This window comes from Aphanizomenon flos-aquae FACHB-1287, assembly GCF_014698755.1.
In the GTDB taxonomy this organism is placed as follows: domain Bacteria; phylum Cyanobacteriota; class Cyanobacteriia; order Cyanobacteriales; family Nostocaceae; genus Dolichospermum; species Dolichospermum flosaquae.
The window spans coordinates 1-26,911 of record NZ_JACJTO010000051.1 but is presented as its reverse complement, the minus strand read 5'-3'; the positions used below and the strand labels follow the sequence as shown (position 1 = coordinate 26,911).

General features: G+C 34.9%; 25 protein-coding genes and 2 pseudogenes. 16 read left to right on the top strand and 11 right to left on the bottom strand.

The genetic code is table 11. The features are described 5' to 3' along the window. From H6G44_RS18060 to H6G44_RS18030, 7 genes are all read left to right on the top strand, one after another. Nucleotides 1–4,419, top strand: a 4,419-nt coding sequence (locus H6G44_RS18060) for an eCIS core domain-containing protein (protein WP_190595383.1), incomplete at its 5' end; no start/stop codon positions are given. 20 nt (nucleotides 4,420–4,439) lie between these two features. Then, nucleotides 4,440–5,021 carry a hypothetical protein gene (locus H6G44_RS18055; RefSeq protein ID WP_190385675.1) on the top strand — a complete coding sequence of 194 codons (582 nt, stop codon included), beginning with the start codon at nucleotides 4,440–4,442 and terminating at the stop codon, nucleotides 5,019–5,021. An 81-nt stretch (nucleotides 5,022–5,102) separates the two neighbouring features. Further along, the gene (locus H6G44_RS18050) at nucleotides 5,103–5,912 is read left to right on the top strand and encodes a hypothetical protein (protein WP_190385674.1); all 810 of its coding nucleotides are present in this window, start codon (nucleotides 5,103–5,105) and stop codon (nucleotides 5,910–5,912) included. A 270-nt stretch (nucleotides 5,913–6,182) separates the two neighbouring features. After that, the gene (locus tag H6G44_RS18045; RefSeq protein ID WP_190385673.1) at nucleotides 6,183–6,437 is read left to right on the top strand and encodes a SemiSWEET transporter; all 255 of its coding nucleotides are present in this window, start codon (nucleotides 6,183–6,185) and stop codon (nucleotides 6,435–6,437) included. Nucleotides 6,438–6,454: 17 nt separating this feature from the next. Continuing rightward, complete coding sequence (locus tag H6G44_RS18040) at nucleotides 6,455–8,077, top strand: B12-binding domain-containing radical SAM protein (RefSeq protein ID WP_190385672.1); 1,623 nt, start codon at nucleotides 6,455–6,457, stop codon at nucleotides 8,075–8,077. A gap of 46 nt (nucleotides 8,078–8,123) precedes the next feature. Then, a complete protein-coding gene (locus H6G44_RS18035) occupies nucleotides 8,124–8,924 on the top strand; it encodes a PhzF family phenazine biosynthesis protein (RefSeq protein ID WP_190385671.1) in 801 nt (266 codons plus the stop codon). A 314-nt stretch (nucleotides 8,925–9,238) separates the two neighbouring features. Further along, a complete protein-coding gene (locus tag H6G44_RS18030) occupies nucleotides 9,239–9,679 on the top strand; it encodes a DUF4332 domain-containing protein (RefSeq protein WP_190385670.1) in 441 nt (146 codons plus the stop codon). A gap of 61 nt (nucleotides 9,680–9,740) precedes the next feature. Here the strand turns inward: H6G44_RS18030 and H6G44_RS18025 are convergent. Then, nucleotides 9,741–10,354 (bottom strand): annotated as a pseudogene (locus H6G44_RS18025) (TetR/AcrR family transcriptional regulator). A gap of 157 nt (nucleotides 10,355–10,511) precedes the next feature. On the opposite strand from H6G44_RS18025, the gene H6G44_RS18020 reads away from it, so the two are divergent. Both H6G44_RS18020 and H6G44_RS18015 read left to right on the top strand, forming a co-directional pair. Then, complete coding sequence (locus H6G44_RS18020; protein WP_190385669.1) at nucleotides 10,512–12,089, top strand: M16 family metallopeptidase; 1,578 nt, start codon at nucleotides 10,512–10,514, stop codon at nucleotides 12,087–12,089. A gap of 45 nt (nucleotides 12,090–12,134) precedes the next feature. Beyond that, nucleotides 12,135–13,640, top strand: a complete 1,506-nt coding sequence (locus H6G44_RS18015; RefSeq protein WP_190385668.1) for a M16 family metallopeptidase — start codon at nucleotides 12,135–12,137, stop codon at nucleotides 13,638–13,640. 263 nt (nucleotides 13,641–13,903) lie between these two features. Here the strand turns inward: H6G44_RS18015 and H6G44_RS18010 are convergent, their stop codons facing one another. Then, entirely contained in the window at nucleotides 13,904–14,188 is a 285-nt protein-coding gene (locus H6G44_RS18010; protein ID WP_190385748.1) for a DUF427 domain-containing protein, read from the bottom strand. 153 nt (nucleotides 14,189–14,341) lie between these two features. Here H6G44_RS18010 and H6G44_RS18005 point away from each other — a divergent pair, with 153 nt between their 5' ends. Continuing rightward, a complete protein-coding gene (locus H6G44_RS18005) occupies nucleotides 14,342–14,761 on the top strand; it encodes a hypothetical protein (RefSeq protein WP_190385667.1) in 420 nt (139 codons plus the stop codon). Nucleotides 14,762–14,833: 72 nt separating this feature from the next. Then, nucleotides 14,834–17,248, top strand: coding sequence for an NACHT domain-containing protein (locus H6G44_RS18000; RefSeq protein WP_242031671.1), 2,415 nt, complete (start codon nucleotides 14,834–14,836; stop codon nucleotides 17,246–17,248). A 119-nt stretch (nucleotides 17,249–17,367) separates the two neighbouring features. Here the strand turns inward: H6G44_RS18000 and H6G44_RS17995 are convergent, their stop codons facing one another. The 5 genes from H6G44_RS17995 to H6G44_RS17975 all read right to left on the bottom strand — a co-directional run bounded on the left by H6G44_RS17995 (nucleotide 17,368) and on the right by H6G44_RS17975 (nucleotide 19,750). Next, the gene (locus tag H6G44_RS17995; protein ID WP_190385666.1) at nucleotides 17,368–17,667 is read right to left on the bottom strand and encodes a hypothetical protein; all 300 of its coding nucleotides are present in this window, start codon (nucleotides 17,665–17,667) and stop codon (nucleotides 17,368–17,370) included. Next, the gene (locus H6G44_RS17990) at nucleotides 17,660–17,797 is read right to left on the bottom strand and encodes a polymorphic toxin type 50 domain-containing protein (protein WP_311138834.1); all 138 of its coding nucleotides are present in this window, start codon (nucleotides 17,795–17,797) and stop codon (nucleotides 17,660–17,662) included. The genes H6G44_RS17995 and H6G44_RS17990 overlap by 8 nt, the downstream gene beginning before the upstream one ends. 343 nt (nucleotides 17,798–18,140) lie before the next feature. Next, nucleotides 18,141–18,548, bottom strand: a complete 408-nt coding sequence (locus tag H6G44_RS17985) for a hypothetical protein (protein WP_190385665.1) — start codon at nucleotides 18,546–18,548, stop codon at nucleotides 18,141–18,143. Nucleotides 18,549–18,611: 63 nt separating this feature from the next. After that, nucleotides 18,612–19,340: a hypothetical protein gene (locus tag H6G44_RS17980; protein ID WP_190385664.1), complete on the bottom strand. Its 729-nt coding sequence runs from the start codon at nucleotides 19,338–19,340 to the stop codon at nucleotides 18,612–18,614. A gap of 110 nt (nucleotides 19,341–19,450) precedes the next feature. Continuing rightward, on the bottom strand, nucleotides 19,451–19,750 hold the full coding sequence (locus H6G44_RS17975; protein WP_190385663.1) for a hypothetical protein: 300 nt from the start codon (nucleotides 19,748–19,750) through the stop codon (nucleotides 19,451–19,453). Between the two features lie 472 nt (nucleotides 19,751–20,222). Here H6G44_RS17975 and H6G44_RS17970 point away from each other — a divergent pair, with 472 nt between their 5' ends. After that, a complete protein-coding gene (locus H6G44_RS17970; RefSeq protein ID WP_190385662.1) occupies nucleotides 20,223–20,435 on the top strand; it encodes a hypothetical protein in 213 nt (70 codons plus the stop codon). Between the two features lie 5 nt (nucleotides 20,436–20,440). Here the strand turns inward: H6G44_RS17970 and radC are convergent, their stop codons facing one another. The 3 genes from radC to H6G44_RS17955 all read right to left on the bottom strand — a co-directional run bounded on the left by radC (nucleotide 20,441) and on the right by H6G44_RS17955 (nucleotide 24,541). Further along, nucleotides 20,441–21,172 (bottom strand): RadC family protein, encoded by a 732-nt coding sequence (gene radC / locus H6G44_RS17965; protein ID WP_190385661.1) that lies wholly within the window; start codon nucleotides 21,170–21,172, stop codon nucleotides 20,441–20,443. A 150-nt stretch (nucleotides 21,173–21,322) separates the two neighbouring features. After that, the gene (locus tag H6G44_RS17960; RefSeq protein ID WP_190385660.1) at nucleotides 21,323–22,258 is read right to left on the bottom strand and encodes a phosphoribulokinase; all 936 of its coding nucleotides are present in this window, start codon (nucleotides 22,256–22,258) and stop codon (nucleotides 21,323–21,325) included. 183 nt (nucleotides 22,259–22,441) lie between these two features. After that, nucleotides 22,442–24,541 (bottom strand): NACHT domain-containing protein, encoded by a 2,100-nt coding sequence (locus H6G44_RS17955; protein ID WP_190385659.1) that lies wholly within the window; start codon nucleotides 24,539–24,541, stop codon nucleotides 22,442–22,444. Between the two features lie 204 nt (nucleotides 24,542–24,745). Here H6G44_RS17955 and H6G44_RS17950 point away from each other — a divergent pair, with 204 nt between their 5' ends. From H6G44_RS17950 to H6G44_RS17935, 4 genes are all read left to right on the top strand, one after another. Next, a complete protein-coding gene (locus H6G44_RS17950; protein ID WP_190385658.1) occupies nucleotides 24,746–25,408 on the top strand; it encodes a class I SAM-dependent methyltransferase in 663 nt (220 codons plus the stop codon). 13 nt (nucleotides 25,409–25,421) lie between these two features. Next, nucleotides 25,422–25,847: a DUF29 family protein gene (locus H6G44_RS17945; RefSeq protein WP_190385657.1), complete on the top strand. Its 426-nt coding sequence runs from the start codon at nucleotides 25,422–25,424 to the stop codon at nucleotides 25,845–25,847. A 69-nt stretch (nucleotides 25,848–25,916) separates the two neighbouring features. Further along, nucleotides 25,917–26,135, top strand: coding sequence for a DUF433 domain-containing protein (locus H6G44_RS17940; protein WP_028082764.1), 219 nt, complete (start codon nucleotides 25,917–25,919; stop codon nucleotides 26,133–26,135). 1 nt (nucleotide 26,136) lies between these two features. Further along, nucleotides 26,137–26,460: a DUF5615 family PIN-like protein gene (locus H6G44_RS17935; RefSeq protein ID WP_028082763.1), complete on the top strand. Its 324-nt coding sequence runs from the start codon at nucleotides 26,137–26,139 to the stop codon at nucleotides 26,458–26,460. Between the two features lie 371 nt (nucleotides 26,461–26,831). Here H6G44_RS17935 and H6G44_RS17930 read toward each other — a convergent pair. Further along, nucleotides 26,832–26,911 (bottom strand): annotated as a pseudogene (locus tag H6G44_RS17930) (IS200/IS605 family transposase); the annotation flags it as partial.

Below are 26,911 nucleotides of genomic sequence, written 5' to 3'. Positions count from 1 at the left end.
GTTCATACTGATGGTGAGTCAGATCAACTAAATAAATCTTTAAATTCTCGCGCTTTTGCTACAGGACAAGATATTTTCTTTAGTCAGGGAGCTTATAATCCCGGAAGTAGAGATGGACAGGAATTATTAGCACATGAATTGACTCATGTAGTGCAGCAAAATGGGAAAAGCTCTGTACAAAGACTATGCACAGAATGTGAAAAAGAAAAAACACAGGAACAAATTCAGGGAAAAGAAATTGATGAAAGTAAGATTGTTCCTAGTCAAGATAATGAATTAAATAACAACTCTAATTCACAAACAGAAAATACTACTGATGTAACTAATCAAAATTCTGATCATCCAGTAAATACAGATGATACAGAAAATATTAAAAATGACCCCCAAAACAATAATAATCAATTAAAAACACAAAAAGAAACAGATAATAAACAAGAGAATAGTAATAATATACAACCAAATAATAATGATCTGGAAAATGGTAATGTTATACAAAATCAAGAACAAGATCAAAAAAATCCGAAAAATGAACCTAATTTAGAAGAAGCGAAAACAGCTAATAATGAGGCTAATCAAGCTATTCAGGAAATTAAAAAATCAGAAGCGCCAACAAAAGAAGGTGAGGAAAAAGATCAACAAGTTGTAGATGAAAAAGAAAAGAGCCAAGAAACTAATAATCAAAAAGGTGATACTCAAGGAGAAAGTAGTAAAGAGCAAGGAAGTACAGAAGGAGAAAATCAGACAGAACAGCAAACAGAAACTATAGCTAATAAATCTCAGGAAGCACAAACAGAAGTTTCACAAACTCAGGAAGAAATTAATCAAAGTGAGTCTAATTCCCAGAATTTAAAAAGCCAACAAATCAGTTTTACTCCGCCTGTAATTAAACCAACTTTTGCTACAAATAAAGCAGGAATTGATCATATTAACCCTACAGAAGTTATGGGAGATGTAGGTAATGGGATGATTTTGTATCAAACAGATGATCCCCAAACTTCTCTAGCTGCTGCTGAACAAGGAATAGTAGTTCAACAAATTCCTGAAAATAAAATTGCTCAGTCAATGGAAGCAGAACAAAGACAAGCTGAATTAGCTATGTCTAATTTTATGGCTTCTGGTGGCGAAAGAATGGCACAAGTATCAGCCATGGGAGGAATAATTGCACCTAAAATTTCCACATCTTTAAATCAGCAAAAAGCAGAAATTGATACAGCAATCGCTCAAAATCAAGGCATAATTAATAATGCGATCGCTCAAGCTAAAAATCAAGTACAAACTCAAGCAGCATCAGCTAGAGAACAAATTGCGACTCAATATAATAGCAGTATTCAAGGAATACAAACTTCTACAAATGCAGCTAGACAAAAATTAATTCAAGAATATCAAAAATCAACTCAACAACTAAATGATCTAGGTCTAAAAAGTCGACAAGACGTTGATCAATCCTTTAAAACAGGTAATACAAAATTCCGAGAAGCAGGAACAATAGTAGCGGGAAATGTGGATGGAATTGTTGCTAACAAACAAGCTGCATTTTCTCAGCAGTCACCACCAGAACCCGGTAATGTAGTTACAAAATTTTTAGAAAGTTTTGATCGAGATACCTATGTCCAAAATTGGCGGAAAGCAAAAACAGATGCAGCTAATGAAGCAGGTATTAAGTTTAAAACCGGATTAATTAATAATGCTAATCAAAAAGCGGATGAATTAGGTAATAGTAAAGGACAAGTAAATGATGGAATTAGTCAATTAATTACTAACAAAAGTTCAGAATTAGAAGTTAAATATAATAGTGCTTTAAATGATTTAAATCAATCGGAACAACAAGCATTAACCATCGCATCTCAAACAAGAGATGGTCAAATTCAAGGATTAGATCAAAACTTAAATGGAACAATGGCTTCTCTGGATCAAATGCAAGCCAGCCAATTAAGTCAAGTTCAAAATTTAGGACAACAACAAAAATTAGGAATTGATACCCAAGGACAACAATCAATTGCTAGTTTACAACAATCTGTTGCCCAAGGTACAACTAATTTAGAATTAGCATATCAAGAATTTGCCCAACAAGCTCAAGGTATTAAAACTCCTAATTTACAAACTATTAATCAGGTAATTATAGAAGCAGAAACTCAATTAAATCAGATTGAAAATAGTACACAAATAGCATTAGAAACTGGAATTAATAACTCAACTCAAGGACTACAACAACAAACAGCCCAAAGTATTAATAGTATTAATAATATTGGACAACAAGCATCATCTCAAGGCGCAGAAATAGCTCAAGAATTTGCCACCAGTACCACAGAAATGGTAGGAAGTGCAACTAATATCTTTAGTCAACTTACAGAAGGTCATACGAGTATGGTACAAGCTCGTGTAGATCAAACTGTGAGCGAATTTAGTCAATTAGTTGATAATTTAAAACAGCAAATTCAAGGAGTAATTACCAATTTAGATGGCAAATTAGACGAAAGTGCCACACAATTACAAGCAGGTTTACGGGGTTCTTTACAAGGTTCAGATCAAAACCCCAGTTTAGTTGAATCTATTGATAAAGCAGCCGAGGACGCAGCCGCAAAAGTACAACCCGCTTGGAAGAGTGTATTAAAGGTTGTGATTGATATTGTCATTACCGTAGCTGTTACCGTAGCGATCGCCGCCCTAGCAGCTTCAGGAGTAGGATTAGGTGCTGCTATTGGTTTAGCCTTTTTAATAGGAGCAGCCGGAGGAGTGCTTAAACAAGCTGCTAATGACATGATAGATGGTAAAATGTCATCTTGGCAAGATTACGCAATGCAAGCTGGTATTGGTGGTGTCACGGGTGTAGTGGAATTAATAGGTATTAAAGGAGCAGATAAAGCCCTTAAAGCTATTACTAATACTGTTGGTAAATATGCAGCTAAATATGCAATTGAAACAGCTACAGATACAGATACAGTTATAGATGTAGGAACAAGAGTAGCATCAGGAGAACAATTCTCATTACAAATGTTAGGTTCATCTGTTGCAAGCTCATTACTAAGTAATGTTGGAGGTGATTTACTCAAAGGTGGTTTTGGCAAACTTGGTAAAAAATTAGATAAAGTTGATAATAAATTAATTAAGAATGGAGCAGAATTTCTCACTGATACTATTGCTGATACAGCCATTGATGTGGCAGATAACACCCTAATCAAAGGTGAAGAATTTTCTTTAGAAATGTTAAGAGAAAGTGCAGGAACATCTGCTTTAAGTAATTTAGTTGAAAGAGGAGCAAATAAACTTTATGGTGATAAACTGCGTTCTTTAGGGCATGATAAATCAAAAGTTGATAATACTACTTCTAAACCTAAAGATACAAAAGATAATATTCCAAAAGTTGATAATAAAACTTCTAAACCTAAAGATTTAACTGATAATGATGATCATCGAAATAAACAGTTAACACCAGAGAGAAAAGCAGAATTAGAACAGAAATTAGAAAATCGGAACTTAAACAAAGAAGAATGGAAAGAATTAGATAGAGATCGGAGAATTAGTGAAAAACAAAATCAAAATAATACTGAATCTTCCACACCTAAGAAAACTAATCAAGATGGAAACGAAATAACCCAACATCAAGATAAGCCAGAAATTGAACCGGGAGTAGTTGCTAAAGAGAAAACTGCGGATGGTCATGAGATTAAAATTCTCAAAGATGGTCGTATAGTTAAATGTTCAACTTGTGGAGAGATTAGGAATCAAAACCTGGAGCTATTCAAGAGAAGACCACGACTTGAAGAAAGACTAGCGGAAATTGAGAAAATTTCTGATCCACAGGAAAAGAGTAAAAAAGCCAAAGCTTTTGATATTGAATTAGCGCAAATTAAGGAATCAGAAAAGTTAGCTTTATTACCAGTCCAGGATGTAATAGATACATCAAAAATACCAGAAATACCAATTCCAGATAATGATGCCTATACACTGATGAGAAATACATCTAATGATATCAAACATATTCATGAACTAACAAGTATCCCTCAAGATTTAATTGCTAAAGCTAAACAGCATTTAATGTTTGACAAACATATTTTACTAGATGCTAGAACTGGTGAACTTCGTCGAGGAGTATTTGATGCTTATGATCCTGGTGAAGATATGGGTATAGCTGCATGGAAAAAAATAGCTGAAGGAAAACAACCTTCTCCAGATGAAGTTGAACAACTTAAACGCCTTATAATTCATGAAGAAGGTGAAGCCAAAATATTAAAATCAGATTATGAAGCAATTGAAACTCTCTTTAAACGTGGACAGTTAGAAACCCATCTACGCACTTTCTTAAAACGTGCAGGTGTCAAAGATGAAATGATAGATTATATGATAGAAGCAGAATCTAAACCTATACAACCATATCGCTATGCTCACTACGTAGCTCACTATAGTGGATATAAAAACTAATTTATACGGAGAAAATTGTTATGTTTCATCCTCCCATCAAAAAATTAATTGAGAACAAAAGATTTGTTGAAGCTTTGTATTTTGGTGCAATTGATTTAGCATCAAATCCCACGAGTGAACTACATTTATATCTAGGAATAGCTTGTTGTGCTACAGTTAAACCAATTGCAGAAATAGAACGTTATTTATCACTTGAAACAACAGATCAAGATAACCAATTTGCTGTTAATATTCATGGATTAGGTGTTACTCGTGATACCTTGTTAGTAAACGAAGGTTTGCATCATTTTTTACAAGCCAAGCAATTAAATCCTCAAGTGATGTTTCCTGATTCAATTAAGCCAATTACAACCTTAGTAATACAAGATTTACAAGACTATTTACGTCAGGAATTTCATGGTTTTTTTGCCTCTCAGCTAGATTACACATTATTAAAGGCCGCTTTGGCAGCAGTTGTGCTAATTTGTGATTTACAAGGAGATGATCCCGAAAAAATCACCAAACTATCAACCACTCGTATAGAAACTGCTCGTGAACTGATAGCAAAATTATCATCTATTCCCAGAAATACAGCCGCTTTTTATGAAATAATTTCAACTTAGGATCAACCAAACTACATTCTCAAATACATCCTTGATGATGAGTTTATCAAATAATTAATTTTTTATCCAAACCACAAACCAATGAATAATCTTTCCCATCTTGATCAAAACTTGTCTCTGTGGATAAATGCTAATCAAAACAAGTATTTTCTGATTCCCATAAATGAGATGATCCCCAATGGTGATTTTCTAGTTTCCACAATTTTGGGAGAAGTAAAAACTGTTGATATTAATGCTATTTCTCCCTTTGAAATTACAGAAACAGAAGCTCAACAATATTTAGAAACTGAAATCAAACAAGGTTTAGAAGATATCGAAATTCCCCTAGTAGAAATTATTGAATCTTCATTTTCACAAAAACCTCAAATTGATAATGATGAAGAATTTATCATAGATTTGATTAGTAAAATCACAAATATTTCTCCTCAAGAAATTAAAAATAATCCTGAATTAGCTAAATTAGGATTAGAAAAATTCATGCAGCAATTTAAAGAGATTTTAGATAATTCACTTACCGATAACAGTAGTCAATTACAACAATCTCATCAACAAATACAACCTTTACAAAATGTATTTATAGAACATGGAATTGATATGGGAGATTTATTAACTAAATTTCCAGAAAACTTACAAAAAATTAGAACTTCATCAAATAGTAACAGTCAAGAAATATCAGCAAAATTACAGGAATTTTCTCAAAAAATAGATATTAACAACCAAGATTTTAAGCAAGTATTACTTAGTTTTATAGAGACTTATGATCAGATTTTTACAAATGAAGAAATAAAAGATAAACAACAGGAAGAGCAGGAAAGAATCATAGATAAAACCATTAAAGATTCTTTAGAAAAACATCCTTTACCATCCTTAAAATTTGAGGATTTACTGTAAATAATCAAACTGAAATTCTGATTTTTTTTGGCTCTTGGGTACTTATACCATAAGCTATTTTTATTGAAAAATATATCAATAAATTACTAAAAGTTTTGTAAAGGTTGTGTGAAAATTTACAAATCAAATGTTTCTTAAATTAGCATTTTATTTAAAAGTTTAGCATAACAAGTACCAAAAAGCCTTTTTTTAACTATTAATTTCTAGTATTCGGTTAAATATCTGCAATTAATGTGGTAGAATGTTCAAATCAAGGACATATTGTTAAATATGGATTTTATTACCATTTTAGGATTAGCTGCAGGTATATTAACCACCATCGCTTTTCTACCGCAAATGCTCCAAATATGGCAGACAAAATCAGCAAAAGATGTCTCTTATGTAATGCTAATTGTGTTCATGAGTGGTTTGTTGTTATGGTTAGTCTATGGGATTATTCTTGGTGCTTTACCAGTCATTCTTGCTAATGGGGTGACATTGTGTTTTAACTTGATTATTCTATGGCTTAAAATTAAATATAAATAACTCCACCAAGAAAAACTGTGACATCATCTGTATTTGACTACGAACGCCTTCTATTTACCCCCGCAACTCCCAATCATAACGCTATTCCGGTAATTTTCGCTTTTCCCAATGAGTACACCGTCGGGATAACTAGTCTGGGTTATCAGGTGGTATGGGCGACCTTAGCTATGCGTGATGATTTGCAGGTCAGCCGCTTATTTACTGATATCCGAGAACAACTTCCTAGACATCCAGAATTATTAGGTTTTTCTATGTCTTGGGAATTAGATTATGTGAATATTTTTAATCTTTTGGAATCTTTAGAAATTCCTATTCGGGCTAATTCCCGTCATCAAAATCATCCACTGATTTTTGGTGGTGGACCAGTTTTGACGGCTAATCCTGAACCTTATGCTGATTTTTTTGATATCATTTTATTGGGAGATGGTGAAAACCTACTTGGTGATTTTATAGATACTTATAAAAAAGTCAGAAATGCTGATAGAGAAACTCAATTAAAAACTTTATCTCAAGTTCCTGGAATTTATATTCCTAGTTTATATGCAATTGAATATATCACCCCAGACGGGGAAATAAAATCAATTAATCCCATTTTGACGCAAATTCCGCCAATTATTCAAAAGCAAACCTATCGAGGAAATACTCTTTCTGCTTCTACTATTGTTACAGAAAAAGCCGCTTGGGAAAATATTTATATGGTGGAAGTGGTGCGGAGTTGTCCAGAAATGTGTCGCTTTTGTTTAGCTAGTTATTTAACTTTACCTTTTAGAACTGCGAGTTTAGAAAATTCTTTAATTCCGGGAATTGAACGGGGTTTAACAGTTACAAATCGTTTGGGTTTATTGGGGGCTTCTGTTACCCAACATCCAGAATTTATAGAATTATTAGATTATATCAGTCAACCTAAATATGATAATATTAGATTGAGTGTAGCTTCTGTGAGAACCAATACAGTTACAGTTAAATTAGTAGAAACTTTGGTGAAGCGAGATACAAAATCATTGACAATTGCTGTAGAAAGTGGTTCAGAAAAAGTTCGGAAATTTGTCAATAAAAAATTAGATAATCATGAAATTATCCAAGCGGCTATTAATGCAAAAGTCGGTGGTTTATCTAGTTTAAAACTCTATGGAATGGTAGGAATTCCTGGAGAAGCAGCCGAAGATGTGGACGCAACTATAAAAATGATGGAAAATGTTAAAAAAGCTGCACCTGGACTGCGCTTAACCCTGGGATGTAGTACATTTGTTCCTAAGTCTCATACTCCATTTCAATGGTTTGGGGTAAATAAGCAAGCGGAAAAAAGATTACAATTATTACAAAAATATCTCAAACCTCAAGGGATAGAATTTCGACCAGAAAGCTATAATTGGTCAATTATACAGGCTTTGTTGTCCAGAGGCGATCGCCGACTTTCTCGATTATTAGAATTAACTCGTGATTTTGGTGACTCCTTAGGAAGTTATAAACGGGCTTTTAAACAACTGAAAGGACAAATTCCCGACTTAGATTTTTATGTTTATAGCAATTGGTCAACTGAGCAAATTTTACCTTGGAATCACTTGCAAGGACCCCTACCTCAGTCTACACTCATTAAGCATTTAGCAGAAGCTAAAAACTCAGAATTAAATCATAAATAATCCCCACAGATCCAATATTCAATTACCTCCTAACTCTTGATTAAAAATGAACCAAATTATTACCCAAGTTGACGCTTTTACTAATAATCCATTCACGGGAAATCCGGCGGCTGTTTGTGTTTTAAATAGCCCCAAGTCTGAATTATGGATGCAAAATATCGCCCAAGAAATGAATTTGTCGGAAACTGCTTTTTTAATTAAACAAAATGACGGTTTTAATTTACGGTGGTTTACACCAACAGTAGAAGTTCCCCTTTGTGGACACGCGACCCTAGCCAGCGCTCATGTATTATGGTCTCAAGGGTATTTATTACCCAATCAAGAGGCGCGGTTTTATACAAAAAGTGGTATCCTCACCGCTAAACTCGAAAATAATTGGATTCAGTTAGATTTTCCGGTAAATCTTTCCCAACCTGTCGAATTACCTCCAGAATTAAGTCAAATTTTAGGAGTAACTTGTCAATCTGTTGTTAAAAACTCTTTGGGTTATTTAGTAGAAGTAGAATCTGAGCAATTAGTTAGAGAAATGCAGCCGAATTTCCACCAGATGAAAACCTTCTATAAGGCTGATATTATCGTTACTAGCCTTGCTAATTCTGAATCAGAATATGATTTTGTCTCTCGCTTTTTTGCTCCAGGTTTAGGGATTAATGAAGATCCGGTAACTGGTTCTGCACATTGTTGTTTAGCTCCATTTTGGCGAGATAAATTGGGAAAAGATGAATTTTTAGCCTATCAAGCTTCCAGTCGAGGTGGAGTGGTGAAAGTCTACTATCCAGGGGCAAACCGCGTCTTTATATCTGGACAAGCTGTAACAGTAATGCGAGGAGAATTAACTATAGATTAAGAATTGATGATCAGATATTCAGGTCTGGTACTTGTTCAAGAAGTCAGGGATCTTAGACAGGTATAAGTTAATTTTTGTAATCAAAATTTTAGATTTGAGATGACAGTTATCGGGCATTATTGACCATGAACATCCTTTAATGGAGCAAGTTGAGCAATAAATAAATTGAAAGTTCCATTTTTTATAGGTGATAATGTTAGTAATACCGTCCTAAAGAGGGATGGTGATTTGATAAAAATGTGAGAATTCAGAACGGAGAAATCTCGTTAAATTCTGAATTTTACGTAAATTAACCCATACTAAAAACTCAAAAAATGACTACTAACCGTACAAATAATAGAAATTTACTGCAAAAATCTGATTGGCCTGTTAAAGATTTACCAGGATTAAGCCCAGAAGATCAGGCCCAACTGAAAAGTTGTGGTATCAATACCACAGAAGAACTAATTAAAAGAGGAAAAACTCCAGAAGAGAGAATAGTATTAGCGGGTAAATTGCAGGTCAATATCCATTCTGTGAATAAATGGGTCGTTTTAGCAGGTTTGGCTCGTGTTCCCAGTGTAGGAACTCAATATTGCGGTATACTGCTTCATTCTGGTGTTATTTCCGTAGCCCAATTAGCACAAACTCCTACTCACAGATTGCACAGACAGGTTATGCGTTTGCAAGTAGCAACATTGCATAACCGCAATTTGTGTCCAGCAGTTGAATTAGTGCAACAGTGGAGTCATCAAGCTCAAGCAATGGGTAATTAGTTATTGGTTAGTGGTCAGTGGTTAGTGGTTATTGAGAAACATCTCCTCTCTACTAGAAAGCCTATTCCTTGGCTAGGACACCGTTAAGAAAGATATCCGCCAATCCTTCCGCCATTTTTTGCATTTCTTGGGGGGAGGCATTGGGGTTTATGAGGGTATGATCAGAAAAACCAGCGATCGCAAATAAACCCAAAAATACTTTAGCTCCAAGTTTGGCATCCATCTGACGATAGATGCCTTTGTCCATTGCAGTTTGAAAAAATGCCTCAGCAACTTCTGTCATTTTCTCAATTATTTCTGTTTGAATGCGATCGCGCAAATCTGGATGAAATTGTACTTCCATAAAGCAAACGCGCATGATATCGGCGTTTTTCTGTAAATTACACATCCGTCGACGCATAACTTGAGCAACAGCCTTATAACTACCCATTTCACTAAGTTCAGTCAGCAAATCTGTGAGAATATCGACCCAGCCACTAGTGGCCACTTCCACCAAAATTGCTTTTTATTGGCAAAATGACGAAAGAGAGTGCCTTCAGCGACCCCCGCAATTTGTGCTAAATCACGGGTTGTAGTTCCCTCGAACCCCTTCGCAGCAAATAACCGTTGTGCTGCTTGCAAAATGCGTGTGCGCGTCTGGTTTTCTGACGATGGCGGAGAATGAAAAACTCGCATAGTATTTATTTTGATATCCCCAAAACAGGACTTGTAGCCCTATTGTGCAACGGAGGATGGAAAAATTACAAAAGACCTAATAGCAAGTTAACTCTCTTGGTGTTAATTATTCTATTTTCCAAGTAATGTAGATTTACTTTAACCTTAACTTTTGTTTATGCACCAAACAATTTTAGATCTATTCCTGGATAACCGAAAAAAGTCTCCATATCGTCGTCTTCTAGCCATCACTTTGGCGTTGATATTATTTAACTGGGGGTGGATGCCAGAAATGGCCATATCCCTGGAAAAATCCCCAAATTCAATTCAACCTTACCTAGAACAAGTAATTAATCGTCTCACCGAATTTCGGCTTGATAATGGACTGAAATTCATCGTTTTAGAAAGACATCAAGCCCCAGTAGTTTCCTTTCTCACCTATGCTGATGTAGGTGGCATTGATGAACCAGATGGACAAACAGGAGTAGCCCATTTTCTGGAACATCTGGCGTTTAAAGGTACAAAGCGTATTGGGACTACAGACTATCAAGCCGAAGCACCACTTTTAGAAAAGTTAGAAAAGTTAGATAACCAAATCAAAATCGCCAAAACCAACGGCAAAAAAGATGAAATAGCGCGGTTAGAAACTGAATTTAAATCCGTAGAATCTCAAGCCCTGAAATTAGTTAAACAAAACGAAATGGGGCAAATAGTTGAACAAGCTGGAGGTGTGGGTTTAAATGCGAATACTTCCTCCGAAGCCACGCGCTATTTTTACAGTTTTCCAGCTAATAAATTAGAACTATGGATGTCTCTAGAATCCGATCGCTTTTTAGATCCTGTATTTCGGGAATTTTATAAAGAAAAAGAAGTGATTTTAGAAGAAAGACGAATGCGAATAGAAAATTCTCCTATCGGCCAGATGGTAGAAAAATTCATAGATACTGCTTTCAAAGTTCATCCTTACCGCCGACCAGTAATTGGTTATGATCAAGATATTCGCAACTTAACACCAGAGAATGTTAAGAAGTTTTTTGATGCTTACTATGTACCCAGTAATTTAACAATTGCTATTGTCGGAGATGTCAATCCCGCTGAAGTCAAAAAACTAGCCCAAACTTATTTTGGCCGTTATCAATCTAAACCCAAACCACAACAACAATTACCCATAGAACCCCAACAAACCGCCACCAAAGAAGTTACTTTAGAACTATCTACCCAACCTTGGTATTTAGAAGGTTATCATCGTCCAGCTATTACCGATTCTGATAATGCAGTTTATGAAATCATCGGTAGTTTATTGAGTGACGGTAGAACATCAAGACTTTATAAGTCTTTAGTAGAAAAACAAAACTTAGCCCTAACTGCTGAAGGTTCTAGTGGTTTTCCAGGGGATAAATATCCCAATCTCATCTTCTTTTATGCTCTCACATCTCCAGGTAAAACAGTAGATGAAATAGCGATCGCTTTAAGACAAGAAATTGAGAAATTGAAAACTGAACCTGTATCTGCGGTAGAATTAACAAGACTAAAAACCCAAGCTAGAGCCGGGTTATTACGCGGACTTAATTCTAACTCAGGCATGGCAGAACAATTGTTAGAATATGAAGTCAAAACCGGTTCTTGGCGGAATTTATTTGGGCAATTAGACAAAATTGCCGCTGTCACTCCTGAAGATATTCAAAGAGTAGCTAAGGCAACTTTTACGCCAGAAAATCGTATAGTTGGCAAGTTGTTATCAAAACAACCAGGTTAAAATACCTCTGGCAGAAAAGCTCCGTTAACAAATTTGAAAATAGATATGTTGAGGTTTGATTTGAAAAGCAAAAAATTCTCCTTTTCTAAGAAACAAAGATTTGTTTTTACCTTGGTAACTGTTGTTGCTTGTTTACTACTAAACTTGAATTTTTCTTGGGCAATAACCACCGCAAAACATTACAATGAATTAAAGTTTCCTCCACTATCGACAATTAAATTACCTAAGTATGAACGGTATATACTGGAAAATGGCTTGGTAGTTTATTTAATGGAAGATCATGAACTACCATTAGTAACTGGTACAGCCATGATCAGAACAGGTAGTCGTTGGGAACAAGGAGAAAAAGCTGGTTTAGCTAGTCTGGTGGGTTCTACATTACGCAGTGGTGGCACTCAAAAACATTCCGCAAATGAATTAAATGAAATTCTGGAACAACGAGCCGCTTCTGTGGAAACAGATATGGGAGAAACTGCTGCTAGTGCCAGTTTTGAAGCCCTCAGCGAAGATATAGAAATGGCATTTGGGCTATTTACTGAGGTACTGCGAGAACCGGCTTTTGCTCCAGAAAAGTTAGATTTGGAAAAAACCCAAATTCGTGGCGCTATTGCTCGTCGCAATGATAATCCTAATAGTATTGCCAGTCGAGAGTTGAGAAAATTAATCTACGGCAAAAATAGTCCTTATGCTCGGACAGTTGAATATGCAACTCTTGATAAAATTTCCCGTGATGATTTGCTGAAATTTTATCAACAATATTTTCACCCCAATAATATAATACTAGGCATTGTCGGCGATTTTAATCCTCAAAAAATGCGATCGCTCATTCAAGCCAAATTCGGAGACTGGAAACCTAACTCTGATCTTGCTAAAATCCCATTACCACAAGTCACTCAAGCTAATTTAGGTGGTGTATATTTTGTTAATCAACCTCAACTCACCCAAAGTAGCGTTTTAATTGGTCATTTGGGCGGACAATTTGACAATCCTGATTATCCAGCCTTAGATGTCATGAATGACATATTAAATGGCTTTGGGGGACGCTTATTTAATGAATTGCGATCACGTCAAGGTTTAGCTTATTCTGTGTATGGAATATGGAATCCCCGTTTTGACTATCCAGGAACATTCGTAGCTGGAGGACAAACTCGCACAGAAACCACAGTTCAATTCATCAAATCCCTGGAAACAGAAATTAAACGGTTACAAACTCAAACCGTCACTACCAAAGAATTAAATAGAGCCAAGGATTCAACATTAAACTCTTTTGTTTTCAACTTTCAAGATCCTAGTCAAACTCTATCTAGATTAATGCGATACGAATATTATGGTTATCCCGCTGATTTCTTATTTCGCTATCAAAAAGCCATTAATTCTACTACAGTAGCAGATGTGAAACGGGTCGCAGGGAAATACTTAAAACCAGAAAATTTAGTTACTTTAGTAGTCGGAAATCAAAAGTCAATGAAATCACCATTAACCAATTTAGCAGCTAAGATGACAACCATCGATATCACCATTCCCAACGCTCAACCAACAGCCAAAAATTAAATTTAGCAACAAATAGGGGCGCGTAAACTGCGCCCAAAATCCTTAAATCCCGGACACCATAATGCTGATAATTTAAATTTACATCAAGACTTGACAAAACCCAAAACTTATATTATCATTATGTTATGATGGGAAAACTCCGCGCCTATATATATAGGCTGTTGTAAAACCCATGTTATTCTTATAATACCAATTCCCATGCAAGTAATGTACAAGAAGTTAGAATCCAGACTTCTTTAAGAAGTCCGGGATATTTTTGTGTACTAAACTTCCACTTTTACACCTTTCCAGAAAGCAACATAACCTTCAATATTTTTAGCTTTCTCTTTGGTGCTAGGATAATACCAAGCAGCATCTTTATTAACTTGGCCATTGACTTCGACACTGTAGTAACTAGCGACCCCTTTCCAGGGACAAGTGGTATGAGTGCTGCTGTCTTGAAAATATTCTTTCTTGATAGAATCAGCAGGGAAATAATGGTTTCCTTCCACAACTACAGTATTATTGCTTTCGGCTAAAATAGCACCATTCCAAATTGCTTTCATGATTTGAGTTTAAAAAAGTTCATAATTTATATCTTGGCATTTTTTAGGGCAATTGTGTTAATATTGGGGAGAAACTGAGGATAGCAGCTAAAAACAGCCTTTCCACAGCCAAAACAACCTTGATTTTTAGTATCCAACTTACTTTAAATTAAATTTATGGAATTGATAATAACTACAGCTATTGCTACAATAGGCATGAAATCTCTGGAAAAGATAGGTGAAAATACTGGTGACGTGATCTGGGAAAAAGTAGGGCAATTAATCAATAAGTTACGTCAGAAGAACTTAGGACCAAAATTAACTGCGGCTGTGGACGCAAATACAACCCAGTTATTAGATTGCGGTCAAGCTGTCATAGAATTAACAGAAGCTATCGAGGACGAGGAAATTAAACAAGCGGTTTTAGATTTGGAAAGTTCAGTGAATACTGATACCTCAAAGACTGCTGAAGAAATTAAAAAGAAAGCAGAAGAAATTAAAAATGATCCTGATATTAACCAGAAAATTGCAGACACAATTATAGCACATAAAAGCGTATTTATAAATGAAAATCAGGCTCCAATTCATATTACTTGACCACCGTCGTCTGAAGGGGAAGGTCGGACAAAGTTACCCCCCATTAACTGGCCAAAAATCTGCCGCGAAAAGTTGAAAGAACGGCAAAAATTAACCACAAATCCCCTTACTTATGCTGAGGGGGTAACTTTTGATTTGCCAGATATTTATATAGAAATGGGTTTAGTAGAACGGAAAAAACAACCCAAACACAATCATAATCAAGATATTTCTCCAGAAAAAGGTTCAGAGCTTTATCAAGAGACAGAAATAACTCAAAAATATGAACATAATGAATTTTTAACCCAAGTTTTTCACAACAAAGATACTAAAAAAAGTCAAGGTAAACGCATTGCAATTATTGGTGAACCGGGAGCGGGTAAAACTACATTACTACAAAAAATTGCTGATTATTTATCTAAGAAAAATTCAGAATCAATTATTATTTGGGTATCTTTAGCAGAGTTAGAAAATAGAGAATTAAGAGATTATTTAGATGAAATTTGGTTACGGAATGCTGTTGAGAGAAGTAAAATATCAGAAATTACAAAAGACATTAAAGATGATTTTATTGGCCAATTTAATCAAGACAAAGTATGGTTATTATTAGATGGTTTAGATGAAATGTCTACAAATTCTAGTAATATTTTAACAGATATTGCTCGACAAATTCGGGAAGGTGGATATATTAATCAAGCGCGAATTGTTTTAACTTGTCGGTTAAATTTATGGGATGGTGGTAACAATCAACTTTCTAATTTTGATACCTATAGAAATTTAGATTTTTCTTATCCTGAACAGGTAGAACAGTTTATTAATAACTGGTTTAATGTTCAAAAAAAAGCAGAAGCGGGTGGAAACTTATGTAATACTTTAAAAGAAGCTGGTAGAGAACGGATTCAAGATTTAGTTAAAAATCCTCTGCGGTTAACACTACTTTGTTTAAATTGGCAAGGAAGAGAGGCAAAATTACCAGATACACAAGCAGAATTTTATCAGCAATTAGTTGATAATTTTAACGGATGGAAACAAGATGAATTCGCGCAAATAAGCGAAACACAACGTCAAGAACTAATTACTGATCTAGGTAAATTAGCAAAGGGAGCAATAGATCAGGAAACCTCTCGTTTCCGCTTGCCGGATGGGTTCGTTAAAAAGTTTTTAGGTGATGATAAACTAACATTAGCCCTAAAATTAGGTTGGCTTAATAAGATTGGAATGGATATAGAGGGAAAACCTGTTTATGCTTTTTTCCATACCTCATTTCAAGAATATTTTGCAGCAATAGCAATTAATGATTGGGATTTCTTCTTACCGAAAACCCATAAAAATAAACCCATAGAAGCACAAAAATACCGCATTTTTGAACCTCAGTGGAAACAGACAATATTGCTGTGGTTAGGACGACCAGAAGAAAATCTAAGAACTCAAAAAGAACAGTTTATTGAGGCATTAATTGAGTTTAAAGATGGCTGTGGAAAATATCAGGGTAAAGGTTTTTATGGATATCGAGCCTATTTTTTAGCTGCTGGGGGCATAGCCGAATTTAAACATTGTTCTCAAGCAGATAAAATAGTCAAGCAGATTATTAATTGGAAATTCGATAATAGTGTTAGTAATATTCATGATCAAGCAGATGTAGCCCTACAAGAAACAGACCGGCAAAAAGCGATCGCTGCTTTAATAATAGACCCTGGTAATCCAGTTGCGATCGCTGCTTTGGTAGAATTAACTAACACATTACCAGATGCTTTCATCCGTGGAATTGTCGCTGAAAGCTTAGGGAAAATAGGAGTTGGTAATGCAGAAGCGATCGCAGCTTTGGTAGAATTAATCAACACATCAGAGGATGAATCTACCCGTTGGATGGTGGCTGTTAGCTTAGGGAAAATAGACCCTGGTAATGCAGAAGCGATCGCTGCTTTGGTAAAATTAATCAATACATCACAGGATATTTTTATCCGTAATTATGTGACTGAAAGTTTAGGGAAAATAGGCATTGGTAATCCAGTGGCGATCGCTGCTTTGGTAAAATTAATTAACACATCACAAGATGAGGAGACCCATATATGGGCGGCTTATAACTTAGACGAAATAGATCCTGGTAATGCAGATGCGATCGCTGCTTTAGTAAAATTAATTAACACATCACAGGATAATAAGACCCTTGGGTTGGCAGCTTATAACTTATACGAAATAGACCCTGGTAATGCAGAAGCGATCGCTGCTTTGGTAGAATTAATCAACACATCACAGGATGGGGGTATCCGTAGGTTGGCGGCTGATAGCTTAGGGAAAATAGGCGTTGGTGATCAACCTATGGTAATTAAAGCCATAAGTGGTTATCAGCTAACTAATGAACATTATCAACTCATTGGGAAAATCGCCCAAAATATGCTTTATCCAGAATTTTATCAGACTTGGCATCAACCTTTCTCTTTTACTCGTTTATTCCGCACTGTCAAAAGCATTTTCTATAGTATTTCCCAGAGATTTAAAACTTCTTAGTTTTACCAAAATTACTCAAACCAATCTTCACCCCATTGATCAGATTTAATATAAGTTGTTCCTGGTAAACAGGTTAAACCCGGATGATTCCTTTAAATTCAATACTAGAAATGGTCAAATTATTCTTTTCTTCGATAAACCCATGCAGATAATGTATAAGGGTTCAATGGTTCAGGTTCATCCAATTTTTTACACTCAATCTCAACTTGATGCTCAGGGAAGTCGGCCATGACCTCAGTAGCTACACACTCCATTGATTCTTCAATATCCTCGCTAATATCATCCTGTAAATAACAAACAATTGTAATTTTAGAAGTGTCCCAACGACAGGTGATTCCTCTAATATTAGGCGTAATTTCCCCTAATAAAGCATATTGAAGTGAAAGTAAGACTTGAGTTCTTAGATCAATACTATTCATAATTATTAGCTGGTTGCCCTTTACCAGCAAATTTATTAACTAATTGCTGTGGGTTTAGGTGAGTAAAGGGACTACGACCTGGCATAAAATTATTGTGTCCTGGTTGATGCTTGCCTTGGCTTCCTTTTATTGTCTATCATTGTTTTCCAATTAGCATTATTATCATAAGAATCAGGATCATTGTATAAAGCTAAATACAAAAAATCCTAAATTTTTTGACTATTCATTTCATTAAATAAGTGGTAATAGCGTTGACCACAATATTTTAAAGATTCGTTATAAATAACATTGAAATATCACCAATATACAATTCTTTAGCTAAGATTGCCAGCCTACCATAACAAATGTTGTTACTAATTTCATCAACAAAACACTCGATTGCTAATTCTTTAGGATTACCAAAAATCATTTATTTCAAATATGTATATTTGATAAAAGTTACATTTATCGAAAAATAGATGCGTTTCTCCTACTTATAATTGGATCTGATTATAATAAGATATAAAATCTTCAACTGTATGTAAGTAGGTTATGGGATCTTCTTTTAAGTCTACTCCTAGTAGATACTGAATTCCCTTCCATATTCTGTCTTCCTCCTGTGGAGGTTCATATTCTAATTGACCCGCATCTTCTGCTTGTTGACGTATTTGTGCCCATTTAGCAGCATCCTCTCGTGAAATTATTTCATTAATCAGATTATTAAAAATTATTCTGATTTCATTTAGAGTAACATTCATATTACCATTTTCCTTCATATTGACGATTTTTACCAAATTGATAGTGTACCTTTTTTCCTTAGTTAAACCTAACATTTGTGTTACTAAACTGAATACCCCTTTGAGATCAAAATTTTCTGGTATGATAATTCCTGCTTCACTCATTGTACCTTTCAACCAAAAAATTAATCCTGTTTACAGGTGTTTACCAATATTTTTAACAAAGTTTTAGTAATTTTCATTTTCCAATTTCATTAGAGAAGATTTTTCCAAAATGTTTAAGACTTCTGAGTATTGAAAATTATGAATATCATTCCTACAAGGATTATCTCCCAAAATCATACTAACGCCTTTAATATTTGGCATAGACTTAATAATTTGCAATAAATTATCAGTAGAAAAGTCTAGCGTAATTAATAAAGGGTATTGTTGTGCTAAATTATTTATATCATCTATTTGTAATTCTTCTGGATATTGCGGACAGTCCCTTTTCAGAAATTGCCATGAATTTTCCATATCCCCTAAAATATCAATTTGGTAGTAGCAACTATTAAGTTTCTCTTCACTAAGGAAAGAACTTAAAATCCAAGATGGATCGTCATCATAAGAAACTTGGATATCAGAATATATTATTCCAACTCCTTTTTTATATAATTCTTTTCTGAAATCTATAGGTAGAATTTCTTTTCCTAATGGTTGAAAATAATCAACTTCAAGTTTTTTAATCATATCTAAGATTTGATTTAAGTTATTATTGACACTTATTTCTACAACAGATTTAGCTTTGTTTAAAGCTTTTATAATTTCAAGCGCAGCGTCTTCTCCAATGTCCCTATTGTCAATAAAATTTATATTTTTAGACAGTGAAATACCTATAATGTCTACATCTAATTCTTGTAATTTAATTGCTTCTTCGATTGTAGATACTCTGTCAACCTTTGTAATTATTTTATCCACTATTTTTTACCTAATTAGTTATATTGATAATTGTAGCTTTTTCTCCTGGAGTCGGTTTATATGTTATGGGATCTACAATTTTGATTGTTCCTTGAGTTGATGTAGAAATCTTATAGTAAGATCCTCCATGTCTTCATCCTCCTGGATGTACCTGGATATACCTGGATATTAGCAATTTTTGGATGTTCTTGAATTCGTATTTGGGTCGATAATTTAGAGCCTTTTGTACTTTTTTCAAGTATAACCTCATAACCTGCATCTTTAAATTGTTGTGCAATATCTTCAGCCGATTTTCCCCAAATAGATTTAGGATTTTCAATAAGATTATCCACTAAATGTTTAGCTCGATTAGCTGACAGAGTAATTTTATTCTTAGTATTCCCAAGAGTAGGTTTCAAAACCTGCTTCATTAGGAATATTTTTTAATTGATTTTCCAACAGCCATTCTATTGGTTTATCTTTAGTTTCAAACCATTCTGAGCCATTTGCTAACCATGTTGTTCTATAATTTTTAATTGCATTTAGAATTGTTACCAGTCATAATTTTAAGTTTATCTAAAGATAATTTGCATTGTATTTATATTTACTAATTAATAGTCCTTGTATCTCAACACTTGCCGGATTTTTAGCTATTTTTCATACATTGTCATTAAAATAGCTCATGATTTAGTATAATAAGTACCGAATATCCAAAAATATGAGATTAAAAACAAAATATTATTTGTTAGTTATTGTTTTTCTGATAATTTGGGTATTCTATAAATATACAGTCGTCTCCTATTATCCGAGGTATATTCCACCCCCTCACTTCCCCACCGCAATGGAGGGAAGAAAGGATCAGGAGGTAGACTTTTTGTATCTTTAATTGCTAAAAAATCGAAGATGAAACGATATACACCCTTTTTTATCATTGGCTTTATTCTCTTTATCACCTTGGGAGATAAAGTATTACCAGGTCAGTTAGGGAAATCCAGCACTCACACCCGTACAGCTTTTAATAACTTCGCACTGAATTTATTTCCTAACGTTAAGCCACCTAAAAACCCATACGAACGAACAGAAAAACAGCTAGAAGAGGTAGACCCAAAAAAATAGAAAAATCAATCATCTTGAGGACTATTATCCCATAAAGTGGTAATTTCTCTTAAACTTTGATGAGTGCCATTACCTAAGATTAAATGATCTAAAATGGAAATAGCTAAAATTTCTGCACCGGCTAATAATTGACGAGTCAATTCTATATCTGCTTCACTGGGTTCTAAACTCCCAGAAGGGTGATTATGAGCAATTATTACCCGTGTCGCACCTTGACGAATCACTTCTCGAAAAATATCACGGGGAGAGGCTAAAGTTTCCGTCGCAGTCCCAATTGTAATTACCCTTGTACCTAATAACTTATTTTTCACGTCCAATAGTAACACTGCAAATCTTTCTTGATTTTGCCACATCAAGTCTTGACTAAGCACCGCAGCCGCAGCCATGGGACTATCAATTACTGTCCCGTCGGAGGGACGGGATAAAAAAGCACGTTTACCTAATTCAATTGCAGCTAGGATAGTTGTCGCTTTTGCCGGTCCGACACCGGGAATTTCCATTAATTCAGCCGGAGAGACATTTCTTAAAGTGGCTAAGGGATCACACTGACCCTTGCCTAATTGTTGTAATATATATTGCCCTAAACCAACTGCTGATAATTTACCAGGTCCTTGACCAGTACCCAGCAAAATAGCGATTAATTCCGCTGTAGCTAAAATTTTCGGTCCGTGAGTCATTAATCTTTCACGGGGGCGTTCATTTTCAGGTAAATCGGCTATTCTGAGACAATAAGTCATACCAATTAGAGATTTTGAATTGGGAATAATTGAGTAGATGCCATGATTATTTATACTTTATTTTTGGTAACAATTATTCCTGATTGCCAAAATCTTCACTTTTTGTAGCGATTACCTAAGTAATACTGAACCAGAACCGTGAATGATTTATTAGTAAGTCTGCGTAGCTTTGAGCATATGGTAAGTGATAATTAATTGAGTCAGAGCGAGAGGATAACTTTGCAAAGTTTCACCGGTTGTACCCGCAATTTTACCCAATTCTGGATTAATTTCTCGATCGCAAACATTCTTTAAATGGGGCATATCTTCACACATTATGTGTTCAATTTTACTCACCTGTTCCAAGTTTGCATGACCGTCAACCTCTAAAACGTCTACGGGTTTTCCCATGTCTCGATCAAGTCCCAAGCGGATAGCTGACTGGGAATCACTATGACCCGCGTGGATAATCTCCGTAAAATCAGGGTGAGGAATGGAAGGACGGAGCGTCAATCGCACATTTAAATGATCATTAGTTTCATCTATTTTATTATTAGGCGGATAGAAACTAACAACAATATCTGACCATTGACGCTGAGGACGAATATACGCTTCCGAGTCTGGTTCACGTTTATCTAATTCCGCTAATACCTGTTCTGGAGTATATCCCCGCTTTTGAGTATCCCGTTTTACCTTCCAATTAGCACGGAGTGGTTCAGGAGGTGCAAGGTAAACTTTAACATCATAAGCATCACGAGCGATCCGAGTAGAATAACCTAGTAATCCTTCGATAATGACAAATTTACTGGGTTTGATATATTGCGGTGGTTCAAAAGTTCCGGTTTTATGACTATAAACTGGTTTAAGAATTGGTTGTCCTGTTCGTAGCAGCGATAAATGTTGCTGCATAATGTCTAAATAGTTACAATCAGGATGGAGAGCAGTAATACCAAGTTCTGCCCGTTGTGTGCGATCATAACGGTGATAATCATCTGTACAGATCATGGTAACATTTTCTGGACCGAGTACCTGCGCGATACCTCTAGTCAGGGTTGTTTTTCCAGCAGCACTATCACCGACAATACCAAGAATAATTGGACGACTCATTAATATCCCTCTGATGCAAGCGAGTTTACAGAATGATCTTTAATTCTAAAAGGCAAATTAACACTTTTTTCAGAAATTTTGATCACCGTAACATCTCTACATATATTCCCTGTGGTGTTGTTGATTAATGCAATGATTTTTTTCACGCAGAGGCGCGGAGAGTGACAAACAATGCTCTCGATTTTAATTATTCTTTACTAATAACATCCGCGTTTCTATTGTTTCCCAGATTTGTTTTGATACACTTAATGCTGCTTCTTTACATTGAATAATTAAGTAATTCGCGTAGAGGTATTTATCTAAATCATTGAATTCTTCTTCAGATAAATTAACCATTTCTGGGGTGAGATTAAAACCATTGAGTAATGTTTCTATAAACTTTTTCGCAAAAGCTAGATGTACTTCTTCTGGTTGTTTATCATCAGGTATTTTAGCTTTGAGTGTTTGTAATTGAGCAAGTAACAAAGTAAAGTTGAGCTTTTGATTAAAGATTTGTAATTTTTCAATTTCACCGAAGTAATTAATGCCCTTGATGTAGGCATTTGGTCGTGCATATTGATAGGTACAAATAAAAGAATGGGCATTATTCATGGCATTGACGATGTAGTCGATTTTAGTATTAACGTAGGAATCAGCAATAGCTATGGCGTTAGTATAGGTATTGGCAATGGCGTTAGCATTGGCGATCGCAACTGCACGTTTCCCAACTGGTTTATAATCACCTGGAGATCCTACTGTGACTTCTTCCGCCCAATTTAATAAAGCCTGTAATTTTGGGGTATTAATATATTTTTGTAGTTCCTTTTCCATTAATAACAATAAATCATCTGCACCACCCCGCATAACCCCCGCAACTAATAAAAATACCTCTTTCCAGCGTTTATCTGTCAGATGTTCAGTCACTAATTTTTCAACTAGACGATTATCATAAATATGCTGTGCTGTTAAATATTCCTGTAGGGTCAAATGAGAAAATGAAAAAACATCTCTAGCACGTTCGACTAAAATTCCTTGTTGAATTGCAATTGCATTTAAAACTGCTTCACCATTTAAATGTTGTGGTGCATTCAAATTACCCGCTAGAAAGGTTTTTATTTGGTCAACAATTTCCGATTGTGAGAAAAACAGCCGATTAGATGCAAACCCAGTATAAGCAATTTTTGAAAGTAATACCTCCTCTAATTCTGTATGCAGTCCTTGATAAATTTCATCTCGCAAAATTCGCTTTTCAGCCGCCCATTCTTCTAATAATATTCGTAAGGCGTTTTTATATAACACACTGCGATTATTAGGGAAATTCTGAGAACGGTCATATACCAAACAAAGAAAAGTCAGTAATAAAGGTGTATGTGCTAATTCTTTTGCAGCTTGATTTTCTGGTTTTTGCAATAATTCCCAACATTTATCCCCTGTTTTTGCTTGTTTATCCTCTTCTTTCTGAAACCAATTATTAATAAATTGCTGAATTTGCTCATCATCAAAATCAGCCATAGCCACATCACTAAACCGCCGGAAATTACCCCTATAAGCCGCAGTGCGACAGGAAGCTATAAACCGATTTTGATCATACTTATCAACAAAGTTCTGAATTTGATTAATAGTCTCATTTAAGTTTTGACTGGGAACTTCATCTAAACCATCTAACAAAATTAATAATTTACCTTTTTCTAAAGCTTTAGCTGTAAACTTTTCTGGATCTGGAAAGTTACAAATCCGAAATTCTTCAATAATAAATTTTTCAATATTAATTCCACTTGACGTAAACCCTTTTAATTCAATGAAAACCGGAATACAACTATGTTTAAATCCTCCTTTTTTAACTTTGAGTGCTTCCAGTCCCATTTTCCGTAAAAAAGTAGATTTTCCTGCACCTGGTCCACCCAAAACCATCAAATATTGTTTTTTATTTGCAACTTCAATTCCAAGTTGTTTTTGAGAATCTTGAGAATTAAACTTGCGAGCATTTCCTTGACGATATACTTTTTCTAAATCTTGAATAGATAGAAAATCACCAATAGCATCATCATTTAAAAACTGCACTGCTGTATACACAGATTCCAATTTTACAGGTTCACGCATTCCCAAAACTTTGAGAATACCGTGTTTTTCTTCATAGTTCTGTTCATATTGCTTAGAAGCATTAAAAATGAGTTGTTTAGTATTTCTATCCAGACTTTTACCAAACATTCCCAGAACTTTACCACCACTTCCCCAAAGAGACTGGAAAATAGGAACAGCGACACCGCTAACCGCAGACGCTAAAAAAGGTTCAAATCCCGTCATAATCCTAAAACTACAGCATTTTTCACATATTTTAGCACACCCTTACATTTATATTCCTTTCCTCCTTTGCGTCAAGACTAAAAATTGTAATTTGAAAAAATTCCGCTTTAAAAGAGAATTTAGGGGTTGACATTTGATTTTAAATTTGTTATGATAGGGTTGATAAGGAAGAACTATCATAAAATATTTAATAAATATAAAGTAATGTCAAAACAAACACTAGGCTTAGAACAAAACTTGTATGATTATTTACTTTCAGTTTCCCTACGAGAAGCGGACATTTTAACCCAATTGCGTCAAAAAACCGCTCAAATGCCAATGTCCCGAATGCAAATATCACCTGAACAGGGACAATTCATGGCTTTGTTAATTAAACTTTTAGGAGCGAAAAAGACTCTTGATATAGGTGTATTTACTGGCTATAGTTCCTTGGTCGTGGCTTTGGCCTTACCCACAGATGGAAAAATCGTCGCTTGTGATGTTAGTGAAGAGTATACAAGCATAGCCCGTCATTATTGGCAAGTAGCGGGAGTGTCTGCTAAAATTGATTTACATATTGCCCCAGCTTTAGAAACATTAGATCATTTATTGACAGCAGGAGAAGGGGGGACATTTGATTTTGCGTTTATTGATGCTGACAAAGGTAACTATGAGAATTATTATGAGCAGTGTCTTAAATTAATTCGCACCGGTGGACTAATTGCCATAGATAACGTGCTGTGGTCAGGTAAAGTTGCAGATAGAGAAATAGAGGATAATCAAACTAATAAAATTCGGGCTTTTAACCGCAAATTACACGAAGATTCCCGAATTACCATAAGTTTAGTTCCCATAGCAGACGGATTAACCTTAGCGATAAAAAATTAGGAAAATCAAGCCCATGGAAGAACTACTTACCCTCAAAGAACTTCTACACCAAGGTAATATCACAGAAGCCTTGTTAATTGTTGAAGAATTAGAAGAAATGAGCAAATCTGACAAACTGAATAAAATATTTAGCTATGGCATCATTTTACTTCTACACTTAATTAAACAAACTGCTGAAAATCGTACCACTAGGTCTTGGAATCTTTCTATTCGCAATTGTGTCAAGCAAATTCAACGCAGTAATTCTCGTGAAAAAGCAAAAGGAACTTATATGAGTGAAACAGAATTAGCAGCAACTCTAGAAGACGCTTATGATTTAGCATTAGAAAAAGCAGCAATTGAAGCTTTTGAGGGACAATATGAAGCAGAAGAATTAAACAAATTAGTCCAACAAGAAGAGATCATAAAAAAGGCCATGAATTTAATTTGGGAACGATAAATAAGATCCCCGACTTCTTTTTTATAGCTAAACTAGGAATATAACTTGAAAATATCAAATACAATTACAATGTCTAATCATCCTTCAGTTATAAGTGTCTCCTCTGAAATTATGAGTGGTACTCCTGTTTTTACAGGAACAAGAGTTCCTATACAAACACTCTTAGATTATTTAACAGCAGGAGATTCAATAGATGATTTTTTAGATGGTTTTCCCACTGTCACTAGAGAACAAGTCATTACATTCTTAGAAGAAGCAGGAAAACAAATGATTAACAAGGTAGCTTAGGATGAAACTGCTTCTAGATGAGTGTATTGACCGCAGGTTAACTAAGGAATTTGTAGGTTATAAAATCAAAACAGTTCCCCAAATGGGATGGGCAGGAACTAAAAATGGTAAACTACTGGCTTTAGTAGAACAAGAATTTGATGTTTTTATTACGGTTGATAGAAATTTATCTTTTCAGCAAAATTTGTCTCAGTTTAATATTGCTGTAGTTGTTTTACAAGCATCTTCTAATAGACTAATTGATTTGAAACCTTTAGTTCCCAAGATTGTAGATATTTTATCTACTTTAGTAAAAGGTCAAGCTGTAGTTGTTAGTCTTGAATGATCAGGAACAATGAAGCGCACCGAATGTATCGCTCCTAACTCTACACTAGAAATGCGATGCAACTGCTTTACTAAATAAACTTCAAATAAATATAGATTCAACGGTATCCGCATTTTGGCTATATATTTGAGGGTTAGCATTTGCTAGGGTGACTTTATAATTTCTGATTTTAAACATAGGAAATAAAGTTCTAATAGCAGGTGGATTTTCCAGGAATTCACCTAAATTATCAGAAAATTCGTCTTCATTTTCATAAAAAGATATTGTTTTATGATTGTTAGGCTGAAATAATTGTTCGGAATTAAAGGAAACCTTTCCTACCTCTAATTTTCCGGTATTGACCGAAAAGACGGGACACAAGCCCCGTCCTTCTAGGACGGCTTTTCTTGATTCTTGATATACTCTTTCAATATTTCTAGTGGCGCACCACCAACTGAAATAGCAAAATAAC

Excerpts from the sequence above, each read along its gene's own strand:
- H6G44_RS17945 (WP_190385657.1), top strand. The coding sequence starts at position 25,422 with ATGGAAGAACTACTTACCCTCAAAGAACTTCTACACCAAGGTAATATC.
- H6G44_RS18005 (WP_190385667.1), top strand. The coding sequence starts at position 14,342 with ATGGAATTGATAATAACTACAGCTATTGCTACAATAGGCATGAAATCT.
- H6G44_RS17985 (WP_190385665.1), bottom strand. The coding sequence starts at position 18,548 with ATGAGTGAAGCAGGAATTATCATACCAGAAAATTTTGATCTCAAAGGG.
- H6G44_RS18050 (WP_190385674.1), top strand. The coding sequence starts at position 5,103 with ATGAATAATCTTTCCCATCTTGATCAAAACTTGTCTCTGTGGATAAAT.
- H6G44_RS17940 (WP_028082764.1), top strand. The coding sequence starts at position 25,917 with ATGTCTAATCATCCTTCAGTTATAAGTGTCTCCTCTGAAATTATGAGT.
- H6G44_RS18020 (WP_190385669.1), top strand. The coding sequence starts at position 10,512 with ATGCACCAAACAATTTTAGATCTATTCCTGGATAACCGAAAAAAGTCT.
- H6G44_RS17935 (WP_028082763.1), top strand. The coding sequence starts at position 26,137 with ATGAAACTGCTTCTAGATGAGTGTATTGACCGCAGGTTAACTAAGGAA.
- H6G44_RS18055 (WP_190385675.1), top strand. The coding sequence starts at position 4,440 with ATGTTTCATCCTCCCATCAAAAAATTAATTGAGAACAAAAGATTTGTT.
- radC (WP_190385661.1), bottom strand. The coding sequence starts at position 21,172 with ATGACTTATTGTCTCAGAATAGCCGATTTACCTGAAAATGAACGCCCC.
- H6G44_RS17970 (WP_190385662.1), top strand. The coding sequence starts at position 20,223 with ATGAAACGATATACACCCTTTTTTATCATTGGCTTTATTCTCTTTATC.
- H6G44_RS17975 (WP_190385663.1), bottom strand. The coding sequence starts at position 19,750 with ATGAAGCAGGTTTTGAAACCTACTCTTGGGAATACTAAGAATAAAATT.
- H6G44_RS17995 (WP_190385666.1), bottom strand. The coding sequence starts at position 17,667 with ATGAATAGTATTGATCTAAGAACTCAAGTCTTACTTTCACTTCAATAT.
- H6G44_RS17960 (WP_190385660.1), bottom strand. The coding sequence starts at position 22,258 with ATGAGTCGTCCAATTATTCTTGGTATTGTCGGTGATAGTGCTGCTGGA.
- H6G44_RS18045 (WP_190385673.1), top strand. The coding sequence starts at position 6,183 with ATGGATTTTATTACCATTTTAGGATTAGCTGCAGGTATATTAACCACC.
- H6G44_RS18035 (WP_190385671.1), top strand. The coding sequence starts at position 8,124 with ATGAACCAAATTATTACCCAAGTTGACGCTTTTACTAATAATCCATTC.
- H6G44_RS18015 (WP_190385668.1), top strand. The coding sequence starts at position 12,135 with ATGTTGAGGTTTGATTTGAAAAGCAAAAAATTCTCCTTTTCTAAGAAA.
- H6G44_RS17950 (WP_190385658.1), top strand. The coding sequence starts at position 24,746 with ATGTCAAAACAAACACTAGGCTTAGAACAAAACTTGTATGATTATTTA.
- H6G44_RS17955 (WP_190385659.1), bottom strand. The coding sequence starts at position 24,541 with ATGACGGGATTTGAACCTTTTTTAGCGTCTGCGGTTAGCGGTGTCGCT.
- H6G44_RS18030 (WP_190385670.1), top strand. The coding sequence starts at position 9,239 with ATGACTACTAACCGTACAAATAATAGAAATTTACTGCAAAAATCTGAT.